At 68.0% G+C, this 9,555-nt stretch carries 10 protein-coding genes and 2 rRNA genes; 7 read left to right on the top strand and 5 right to left on the bottom strand.

What is annotated here, in order from left to right; genetic code table 11:
- Positions 1-24 precede the first annotated feature (24 nt).
- A complete protein-coding gene (locus CA984_RS03010; protein WP_086567763.1) occupies positions 25-468 on the bottom strand; it encodes a DUF4442 domain-containing protein in 444 nt (147 codons plus the stop codon).
- A 142-nt stretch (positions 469-610) separates the two neighbouring features.
- Between CA984_RS03010 and hisN the strand changes: the two genes are divergently transcribed.
- The 6 genes from hisN (at position 611) to CA984_RS03040 (ending at position 6,205) form a co-directional block, all read left to right on the top strand.
- The gene (hisN, locus tag CA984_RS03015; protein WP_086567766.1) at positions 611-1,414 is read left to right on the top strand and encodes a histidinol-phosphatase; all 804 of its coding nucleotides are present in this window, start codon (positions 611-613) and stop codon (positions 1,412-1,414) included.
- 289 nt (positions 1,415-1,703) lie between these two features.
- A complete protein-coding gene (gene pstS / locus CA984_RS03020) occupies positions 1,704-2,819 on the top strand; it encodes a phosphate ABC transporter substrate-binding protein PstS (protein ID WP_086567769.1) in 1,116 nt (371 codons plus the stop codon).
- A 3-nt stretch (positions 2,820-2,822) separates the two neighbouring features.
- Positions 2,823-3,800 (top strand): phosphate ABC transporter permease subunit PstC, encoded by a 978-nt coding sequence (gene pstC / locus CA984_RS03025; RefSeq protein WP_086567771.1) that lies wholly within the window; start codon positions 2,823-2,825, stop codon positions 3,798-3,800.
- A complete protein-coding gene (gene pstA / locus CA984_RS03030) occupies positions 3,797-4,672 on the top strand; it encodes a phosphate ABC transporter permease PstA (protein WP_086567773.1) in 876 nt (291 codons plus the stop codon). The genes pstC and pstA overlap by 4 nt, the downstream gene beginning before the upstream one ends.
- Positions 4,673-4,685: 13 nt before the next feature.
- Entirely contained in the window at positions 4,686-5,462 is a 777-nt protein-coding gene (gene pstB / locus CA984_RS03035) for a phosphate ABC transporter ATP-binding protein PstB (protein ID WP_086567776.1), read from the top strand.
- Between the two features lie 23 nt (positions 5,463-5,485).
- Positions 5,486-6,205 carry a response regulator transcription factor gene (locus tag CA984_RS03040; RefSeq protein WP_086567779.1) on the top strand — a complete coding sequence of 240 codons (720 nt, stop codon included), beginning with the start codon at positions 5,486-5,488 and terminating at the stop codon, positions 6,203-6,205.
- Here CA984_RS03040 and CA984_RS03045 read toward each other — a convergent pair.
- Together CA984_RS03045 and CA984_RS03050 are read right to left on the bottom strand one after the other, a co-directional pair.
- Positions 6,178-7,137 (bottom strand): serine hydrolase, encoded by a 960-nt coding sequence (locus tag CA984_RS03045; RefSeq protein ID WP_086567782.1) that lies wholly within the window; start codon positions 7,135-7,137, stop codon positions 6,178-6,180. The two genes, CA984_RS03040 and CA984_RS03045, sit on opposite strands and share 28 nt — an antisense overlap.
- A 251-nt stretch (positions 7,138-7,388) precedes the next feature.
- On the bottom strand, positions 7,389-8,288 hold the full coding sequence (locus CA984_RS03050; RefSeq protein ID WP_086567784.1) for a phenylalanine 4-monooxygenase: 900 nt from the start codon (positions 8,286-8,288) through the stop codon (positions 7,389-7,391).
- Between the two features lie 120 nt (positions 8,289-8,408).
- On the opposite strand from CA984_RS03050, the gene CA984_RS03055 reads away from it, so the two are divergent.
- Positions 8,409-8,876: an Lrp/AsnC family transcriptional regulator gene (locus CA984_RS03055; RefSeq protein WP_086567786.1), complete on the top strand. Its 468-nt coding sequence runs from the start codon at positions 8,409-8,411 to the stop codon at positions 8,874-8,876.
- Between the two features lie 257 nt (positions 8,877-9,133).
- Here CA984_RS03055 and rrf read toward each other — a convergent pair.
- Positions 9,134-9,250: ribosomal RNA gene (rrf, locus tag CA984_RS03060) — 5S ribosomal RNA — on the bottom strand.
- Positions 9,251-9,325: 75 nt separating this feature from the next.
- Positions 9,326-9,555 (bottom strand): 23S ribosomal RNA (locus CA984_RS03065); the annotation flags it as partial.

Consider the following 9,555-nt stretch of genomic DNA (forward strand, 5'->3'; position numbering starts at 1 on the left):
CGGGGCGGCTGACAGCCGGGACGGCTAACGGTTGGGGCGCAGGGTCCAGGCGACGGTCATCTCGGAGACCAGCGTGCCGTCGGTGGTCCTGATCTCGACGGCGACCTCGAACTCGGGACGTTCCCCGGCGTCCAGCCTGGCCACGACCTCCTCCCGGGAAGCCCGCAGGCGCGCCTCGGCGACGACCTCGCCCATCGCGAGCTTCACGTAGCGGATCGCCGCGTTCGCGGCCAGCGGGGTCGCCCGCGCCAGCTGGTCGCCGAAGGCGGAGAGCATCGCGGCGCCGGAGGCGGACTCGGCGAGGCTGAACAGGGCTCCGGCGTGCGGGCCGCCCACGTGGTTGTGGAGGTCGGCGCGGTCAGGCATGCGGGCCACCGCGAACCCCGGCTCCACCTTGTCGAAGGAGATGTCCAGTGTCCGCGCGAAGGGGACGCTCTGCAGCATGAAGGCACCGACGTCAAAGGTCATGGCCCGAATGCTACTCGTCGGTAACACCAGCGCCAATGGAGGATTTACGCGGTATCCGGTTGACTGACGTGACGCGACACAATTCCCCGGCTTGTTCCCCGCTCTCCTATAACCCACCACTGAGGCGATAGCGTTACCTCCCGTGACGGGTTACAACGACGACCTGCGCCTCGCGCACGTCATGGCCGACGCCGCCGACGATCTGACCATGCGCCGATTCAAGGCCGCAGACCTCCGGATCGACACCAAACCGGACCTCACCCCGGTGAGCGACGCCGACCGGGCGGTCGAGGAGGCGATCCGGGGCACGCTCAGCCGGGCCCGGCCCCGTGACGCGGTGATCGGCGAAGAGTTCGGCAAGACCGGGTACGGCGCGCGCTCGTGGGTGATCGACCCGATCGACGGCACCAAGAACTACGTGCGGGGCGTCCCCGTCTGGGCCACGCTCATCGCGCTGATGGACCAGGGCCGGGTCGTCGTGGGCCTGGTCTCCGCCCCGGCGCTCGGCCGCCGCTGGTGGGCCGCGCGCGACAGCGGCGCGTGGACCGGGAAGAGCCTCACCAAGGCCACCCGCTGCCAGGTCTCCTCCGTCACCCGGCTGGAGGACGCCTCGTTCTCCTACTCCAGCTTCGGCGGCTGGGAGGAGGCCGGCAAGCTCGACGAGTTCCTCGACCTGAACAGGTCGGTCTGGCGCAGCCGCGCCTACGGCGACTTCTGGTCGCACATGCTGGTCGCCGAAGGCGCGGTCGACCTGTCGGCCGAGCCCGAGCTCTCCCCGTGGGACATCGCGGCGCTGACCGTGATCGTCGAGGAGGCGGGCGGGATCTGGACCGACCTGTCCGGGGTCCCCGGCCTCGACGGGGGCAGCCTGGTGTGCACCAACGGCTCGCTGCACAGCGAGGTCCTCAAGCGCCTCGGCGGCGGCCCGCTCACCCTTCCCGTATAGCGCCCGTCCCGCGCGGAGCGCCTCGCGTGATGCGGGCGGTCCGGAGCCCTTCCGGCCCGCTCCCCGGCCTGAACGGAAGCTCTGCCCAACCTCGCCCACGGCTCTCGTCCGGGCCTGTCCAGTCCCCCGGAACGGCCCCGGACCTGGCCGGAGAGTCAAGGCTCGCCCAAGTGGTCGCCACGACTCCGACCGGAGGCATTCATTTTCCGTTCACCTTCCCACCGGTTTTGAGTCACCTCGCCTCCCTACTGTCTTGAACGTTGAAGGACTTAGTGGGAGGAACCCAACCGTGAAGTATGCAGGCCGGCTCGCCGCGGTCACCCTCGTCGGCGCGCTTTCGCTCGCTGCGTGCGGCACCGATAACAACACCGCCGGCACCGACACCGCCAAGGCCCCGGCCTCGGCCCCCGCAGCCGGTTCGGATGCCGGTCTCAGCGGCACCATCAACGCCGCGGGCTCCTCGGCGCAGGCGAACGCCATTGACGAGTGGAAGAAGAACTTCCAGCAGGCCAACTCGGGCGTGAGCGTCAACTACCAGCCCAGCGGCTCCGGTGCGGGTGTCCAGGCCTTCATCCAGGGCACGGTCGCCTTCGCGGGCTCCGACTCGGCGCTGAAGGACGACAAGGGCGAGCCCGCCCAGGCGGACGCCCGTTGCAAGACCGGCAAGGCCATCAACATCCCGATGGTGACCGGCCCGGTGGCCGTCGTCTACAACCTCCCCGACGTCGAGGGGCTGCAGCTCTCGCCCAAGACCATCGGCGGCATCTTCAACAGCAAGATCACCAAGTGGGACGACGCGGCGATCAAGGCGGACAACCCCGACGCCAAGCTCCCCTCGACCCCGATCCAGGCGTTCCACCGCTCGGACGAGTCGGGCACCAGCGACAACTTCACCAAGTTCCTGGCCAAGACCGCCGACTGGCCGTACGAGCCCGCCAAGGCGTGGCCCGCCGAGGCCAAGGGTCAGGGCGCCAAGGGCTCCGACAACATCGCGCAGTCCGTCAAGAGCACCGTCGGCGCGATCAGCTACGTCGAGCTCTCCTACGCCGAGAACTCCAGCCTGGCCAAGGCCAAGGTCGCCAACGGCTCCGGCGAGTTCGTCGAGCTGACCCCGGAGAGCGCGGCCAAGACGGTCGAGGCCGCCGAGGTCACCGGCCAGGGCAACGACCTCAAGCTGAGCATCGACTACGCCACCAAGGCCGCCGGCGCCTACCCCATCGTCCTGGTGACCTACGAGATCACCTGTGAGAAGGGGCTGACGCCCGAGGAGGCCAAGCTGGTGAAGTCCTTCCTCGGCTACACCGCCAGCGACGAGGGCCAGCAGGCGCTGACCGGCCTGGGCTACGCCCCGCTGCCGGCGACGGTGCTCGCCAAGGTCCGGACCGCCGTCGAGGCGATCTCCTAGCCGATGGCGACTCCAGTCCGTACCCGTGACGGCGGATCGGCCCTGAGCCGATCCGCCTCGCGGCGCAGCCGAGGTGAAGTCCCCTTCCGCTACGCCTCCACAGGCGCCGGGGTCCTCCTGCTGGCGATCATGGCGGCCATCGCCGTCTTCCTCGTCGTCGAAGCGATCCCCGCCCTGCAGGCCAACGAGGGGAACTTCTTCACCACCCTCACGTGGGAGCCGAACAGCAGCCAGTCCTTCGGCATCGCGGCCCTGGCGTTCGGCACACTGATCAGCGCCACCCTCGCACTGATCATGGCGGTGCCGGTCGCCGTCGGCGTGGCACTGTTCATCTCCCACTACGCGCCCCGGCGCATGGCCGGGATCCTGGGGTACGTCATCGATCTGCTGGCCGCCGTACCCAGCGTCGTCTACGGTCTGTGGGGCGTCATCTTCCTCGTCCCGTTCATGCAGGGGCCCTCCGAGTTCCTCAACGAGTATCTGGGGTTCATCCCGCTGTTCGGCGGTGACGTCGTCGCGGGCCGCTCGATGCTGACGGCGTCGATCGTGCTCGCGGTCATGATCCTGCCGATCATCGCGGCGATCTCCCGGGAGGTGTTCCTCCAGGTGCCCCGGATGCACGAGGAGGCGGCACTGGCCCTCGGCGCGACCCGCTGGGAAGTGATCAGGACCGCGGTGCTGCCGTTCGGCCGTCCCGGCGTCATCAGCGCGTCCATGCTGGGCCTCGGCCGGGCCATGGGGGAGACCATCGCCGTCGCGCTCATCTTCCCGGCGACGTTCGGCATCAGCCTGGAGATCCTCACCCCCCAGGGCAACAGCATCGCCGCCAACATCGCCAACGGGTTCGGCGAGGCCACACCGATCGGGCGCGGCGCGCTGATCGCGTCGGGCCTCGTGCTGTTCGTCATCACGCTGCTCGTGAACATGGGCGCCCGCATGATCATCGCCCGCCGCAAGGAGTACTCCGGAGCCGCCGCATGACCGCGATCCAGCGAATCTCAGCCGGCAGGCGGTTCAAGGACCGGTTCGTCCAGTCACTGGTCTACCTGTCGTTCGCCATCGCCGTGGTGCCGCTGGTCGCGGTCCTGTGGATGGTGATCAAGAACGGCCTCGCCCGCTTCGACATGGAGTTCCTGACCCACTCCATGCGCAACATCGGCGCCAAGGACGCCGGAGGCGGCGCCTACCACGCCATCCTCGGCACCTTGGAGCAGGTCCTGCTGGCCTCGCTCATCTCGATCCCCGTCGGCCTGCTCACCGCGATCTACCTCGTGGAGTACGGCGAGGGCACCCGGCTGAGCCGGGCGATCAGCTTCTTCGTGGACGTCATGACCGGCATCCCGTCGGTGGTCTCCGGCCTGTTCATCCTGGCCTTCTGGATCCTGGCTCTGGGGCTGCCGTTCTCCGGTCTCGCCGGCGCGCTGGCCCTGTCGATCCTGATGATGCCGACGGTGGTCCGCTCCGCCGAGGAGATGCTCCGGCTGGTCCCCAACGACCTGCGCGAGGCCTCCTACGCGCTGGGCGTGCCGAAGTGGCGGACGATCACCAGGATCGTCCTGCCCACCTCCTTCACCGGCATCGCGACCGGCGTCATGCTCGCCATCGCGCGCGTCGCCGGGGAGACGGCTCCGCTCCTGCTCACGGTCTTCTTCACCGACTCCATCAACAGCGACCCCTTCAACGGGCCGCAGATGGGGTTGCCTCTCTACGTCTTCGACCAGGCGGCCCGTCCCACCGACACCGCCATCGACCGCGCGTGGGCCGGAGCGCTCACGCTGATTCTCATCGTCATGCTGCTCAACCTGGTGGCGCGCCTCATCGGCTGGTGGCGCTCACCGGCCAGAGGCCGATAGGAGGGATGTCGAAATGAGCCAGCAGATCCAGGTCTCCGGCCTCGACGCGTACTACGGAAAGCACAAGGCCATCGAGGACATCTCGATGACGATCGAGCCGCAGTCGATCACCGCCTTCATCGGCCCCTCGGGATGCGGCAAGTCGACCTTCCTGCGGACCCTCAACCGTATGCACGAGGTCATCCCCGGCGCACGCGTGGAGGGCAAGGTCATGCTCGACGGGGAGGACCTCTACGCCGCCGACGTGGAGCCGGTGTCGGTCCGCCGGATGATCGGCATGGTCTTCCAGCGGCCCAACCCGTTCCCCACCATGTCGATCTACGAGAACGTGGCGGCCGGCCTCCGTCTCAACGGCAGGCACCCCAAGTCGACGGTCGACGGCATCGTCGAGGAGTCGCTGAAGGGCGCCAACCTCTGGAACGAGGTCAAGGACCGTCTCAACCGGCCGGGCGCGGGCCTCTCCGGCGGCCAGCAGCAGCGCCTGTGCATCGCCAGGGCCATCGCGGTCAAGCCCGAGGTCCTCCTGATGGACGAGCCGTGCTCCGCCCTGGACCCGATCTCCACGCTGGCCATCGAAGACCTGATGGCCGAGCTGAAGAGCCGGTTCACGATCATCATCGTGACGCACAACATGCAGCAGGCCGCGCGGGTGAGCGACCGCACCGCCTTCTTCAACCTGGCGGGACAGGGCCAGCCGGGCCGCGTCATCGAGATGGACGACACCTCACGCATCTTCACCAACCCCGCCCAGCAGGCGACCGAGGACTACATCACCGGTCGCTTCGGATAAATCGACCACATTGGAGGACCCGGGTGATCCAGCCGCAGACGGCACCCGAGGTGAACGGGGACACCCGGACGGCGCCCCTGCTGCTGGTGGCCGATCCGGAATCGACCTTGGTCCACGGTCTGGCCGACGCCCTCGAACGCGAGGGTGTCGTGGTCATGGGCGTCACCGACGGCGCCCAGGCCCTGTTGCAGGCCGGCGCTCTCCGGCCCGACGTCGTGCTCGTCAGCGCCTCGCTGCCGGTCATCGGGGCAGTGGAGTTCATCCGCGCCGTACGGCTGTCGCGGCCGATTCCCGTGCTGCTGGGCGTCGGCGAGGGCCATGCCGAGCAGGCCGTCCAGGCGCTCGCGGCCGGGGCCGCCGCGTGTGTGGCCCGGCCGTACCGGGTGCCCGAGCTGCTGCCCCTGGTGCAGGCGGCCTTCTCCGGCGAGTCGGCGAGCCGCCGGGCCCTCGTGGTCGGCAGTGTCGAGCTCGACGTGAACGCCTACCAGGTGAAGGTCGACGGCCACACCGTCCACCTGCCGCTGCGCGAGTTCGAGCTGCTGCACTACCTGATGCGCAACGCTCAACGCACGGTCACCCGTGAGCAGATCATGCGGCATGTCTGGAACTCCACCGACACCACCTCGACCAACACGATCGCGGTCCATGTCAAGCGCCTCCGTGCCCGCCTCGGCGACACCGACGACCAGCTGATCCAGACCGTGCGCGGGGTGGGTTACCGGCTGGTCGACAGGACGGCCTGACCGCCTGCCGTCGCGCATCCTTGTCTGCCCCGGAAGGCGGCCAGGATGCGCTTGACCACACCCTCGACCCTGGCGACGCCCGTGCCCATGCTCGGGCTGTCCTCGGTGAGGACCGCCACGGCGTAGTCGTGCCCGGGCTCCCTGATCAACCCGACACTGACGACCGCCCAGCGCCCGTCGGCCACATGCCGCAGCCAGCCGTTCTTCAGCGACACCTGGCTCTCCGGCGACAGCCGGCCGCCCTCACACGCCGCCGCGCTGATCCCCCACCGCTGTTCCGAGGTCACGTTCGCCATCAGCCGCAGCACCCGTTCCCGGTCCCGCTCCGGCAGCGGGCTCCTCTTCCGGGCCAGCGCGCCGATCAGCCGGACCTGGTCGCTCGCGGTGGTCCGCGTGATGCCCCAGCAGTACAGGTCCACGCACCGTCCCGCCGGGGCATAGGTGTGTCTGAGGCCGAACTCACGGTCCGCCCTGGCCAGGCCGGCCTCCAGGCCGATGCGCTCATACAGCCGGTCGGCCGCCGCGTTGTCACTGAAGCGGATCATCCGTTCCGCGTCATCCCTGGTCCGCCGGGTCAGCCGGCGCCACGGTGACGTGAGCAGCAGCGCCATCAGAATGTTGATCTTCGAGGCACTGGCCGTGGGCAACTGCAGGTCACGGTGGTAGTGGTATGTCCGAGCGGTGGCCAGGTCCCGCACCGTTACGGCGGTCCGGCCGCCGTAACGCGTGAGGAACCGGTCGAGGGCGCGGGTGAGCCTTGGAGTGGAGACCCTCGGAGCGGAGACCCTCGGCGGTGCCGGCGGCCTGGGGGCAGGTGGCCGGAGCCCACCGGAGGGGACGGCACCCGGCGTCACCGCCCCCGGCGCGGACAGCGAGGGGGCGTCCGTCGCCGTCACTCCCGGCGCGGACAGCGAGACAGTGCTCGGCGTCACTACCCCCAAGGCGGACGGCAAGGGGGTATCCACCGTCATCACCCCCTCAGCCGCACACCCACCTGCGAACGCGGCAATCAGTACGGCCGCCGCCACAACCGTCCAATGCACCGACTTCACCATCAGCCCCGAACACTCTCCCGGATCACACCATGATCGGGATTTATCCCCGAAGGCGTGTCCGGAAGAGTGTGCGACGGAACCTCGCCCGGATGGGGGTCGAGTCCTTGGAGACCGGGACGGCGGGCTACCTAGCCTTGACTGTCATCGGCGATGGCGATTAGCCGGGCGATGCTCTCGTCGTCACAGGTGGCCCAGAACTCCCCGACCACGTCTTCGAGATGCGCCAGCGATTCCGCCCGGAACAGCACATCCTGGTATTTGGTGATGTCGTAGTGGGTCGTACCCATGGCGGCGAGGTCCAGTGGCCGGATGTCCATGTTCCGGAACTCCTCGATCTCCCCGTAGGAGGACAGGATGCCCGCGCCGTACGCCCGCAGCTCGTCCTGGTCGGTCATCACGCCGAACTCCAGCGTGAACCAGAAGATCTTGGAGATGAACTCCAGCGCCCGCTCGCCCTCGACCCGCCGCGCCGCGCCGCCGGCCAGCCGGTAGAGCCGCGCGTACCGATCGGAGGCGAGCGCGTTGGCGTGCCCGATCACCTCGTGGATCACGTCCGGTTCCGGCGTGTAGAGCGGCGTGGAGTGGTGGCGGATGTACTGGGTCGAGTGGAAGAAGCCGTCGGCCAGCACGCCGTAGAAGTCCCGCAGAGGCACCAGCCCCGCGGCCGGGAGGTAGCGGAACCCGGTCAGCGGCTCCAGCAACTCGCTGACCTCCTGGAGCTGCGGGATCCGCTCGCCGGGCAACCTCAGCCGCTCGGCCGCGTCCAGGTATTCCGTGGTCGCGTATTTGCGATGCTTGATCGCCAGCTCACGGCTGACCAGGGCCCAGACCTCATGCTCCTGGTCGGTGTACTCGGCCACGGGGACCGGCGTGCCGGGCACGTGTCCCACCGCGAGCGCGGCGATGGCGTTGCGGCGGAGCCGGTAGACCGGGTCGGCAAAGCCGGGGTGACTCGCGGCGAGCTCGACCTCGACCGTACCGTCGACACGGGTCGCCACCGGCGCGAAGTACTGCGCTTCTTCGAACATGTATGAAATGACAGCAACTCTTTGAATCGTTGACAAGAGTGAGCAGTTCTACTGTGCGATCCATGCATGTTCGTACCGTCATCGCTGTCTCTGACTGGTCGTATCGCCTAATCTGAAGCGGTGACCATCGACGACCTGGACAGCCGCCTCCTGGTGACCATGCGCGCCCATCCCCGCATCGGTCTCACCGAACTAGCCCGGCTGCTCGGCGTGGCCCGGGGCACCGTACAGGCCCGCGTCGAGAAGCTCACCGCCCGCGGCGTCATCGCCGACTTCGGCCCGACAGTCACCCCGGAGGGCATCGGCTACCCGATCCTCGCCTTCGTATCCCTGCAGATCGCCCAGGGCCGGCTTGCCGAGGCCGTGCAGGCGCTGCAGTCCCTGCCCGAGATCCTTGAGGTGTACGGCACCAGCGGCCAGGCGGATCTGCTCTGCCGCGTGGTCGCCCGGAGCACGCCTGACCTTCAGGAGATCATCGCCCGCATCCTGACCTCGCCCGCGGTCCAGCGCACCGACACCACGATCGCCCTGTCAGTCCAGGTTCCCTACCGGATCGAGCCCCTGATCCACGCCGCTCCGGACGCCTGACCGCGAGTTCCCCCGACGCGGACGGGCAAGAAGGACAGGCGGGTGCGCTTGACCCGACTGATCAGGAGAACAGCCAGGGCCGTTGAGCGGGGAACAGCCGGGCCCGTCGTCGCGCACACCGTATCCATCGGAAGCCGGATCCTGTGAAAGCCGGGTCCCTCAAAGAGGATCCGGCCAGCAAAAAGGGCCCGGAAAACAGAAAGGGTTCCGGAAAACAGAAAAGGCCACCCCGAAGGGTGGCCTTTCCTATAAAGATTGTCCGGCGGCGACCTACTCTCCCACACCGTCCCCGGTGCAGTACCATCGGCGCTGAAGAGCTTAACTTCCGGGTTCGGAATGTAACCGGGTGTTTCCCCTTCGCCATAACCGCCGTAACACTATGAAACTGTCAAACACACACGGTGCTTGCTGTTTCAGAATCGCATAGTGGACGCGAGCAAAAATGCTTTGTGGTCAAGTCCTCGGCCTATTAGTACCGGTCAGCTCCACACATTACTGTGCTTCCACCTCCGGCCTATCAACCCAATCGTCTATTGGGGGCCTTACCCACTCACGTGGTGGGAGACCTCATCTCAAGGCGAGCTTCCCGCTTAGATGCTTTCAGCGGTTATCCCTTCCGAACGTAGCCAACCAGCCGTGCTCCTGGCGGAACAACTGGCACACCAGAGGTTCGTCCGTC

Origin of the sequence: Streptosporangium minutum, assembly GCF_002149035.1 — a bacterium.
GTDB lineage: Bacteria > Actinomycetota > Actinomycetes > Streptosporangiales > Streptosporangiaceae > Streptosporangium > Streptosporangium minutum.